The 363-nt window shown below is 59.5% G+C and carries 1 protein-coding gene; it reads left to right on the top strand.

The window, feature by feature from the left end; translation table 11 throughout:
- The coding region (locus ACZ3HG_RS23170) for an MraY family glycosyltransferase (protein WP_465334648.1) at positions 1–349 on the top strand (349 nt) is incomplete at its 5' end.
- Between the last annotated feature and the right edge of the window lie 14 nt (positions 350–363).

Raw genomic sequence — 363 nt, 5'->3', positions numbered from 1 at the left:
GGCCTTCCTCTGGTACAACGCCTACCCGGCGCAGGTGTTCATGGGCGACGTCGGCGCACTGGCGCTGGGCGGTGCGCTGGGCACCATCGCGGTCATCGTTCGTCAGGAAATCGTGCTCTTCATCATGGGCGGCATCTTCGTGGTGGAAACGCTCTCCGTGATGATTCAGGTGGCCTATTTCAAATACACCAAGAAGCGTTTCGGTACCGGCCGCCGCGTGCTGCTGATGGCACCGCTGCACCATCACTACGAGCAGAAGGGCTGGAAGGAAACCCAGGTGGTGGTGCGCTTCTGGATCATCACCATGATGCTGGTGCTGGTCGGTTTGTCGACGCTGAAGCTGCGGTAAACAGGCGATATGAA

This window comes from Erwinia sp. PME.40.26/001 (genome assembly GCF_055556675.1).
The sequence above is the reverse complement of the archived record's forward strand: the minus strand, read 5'-3'. Positions and strand labels throughout refer to the sequence as shown.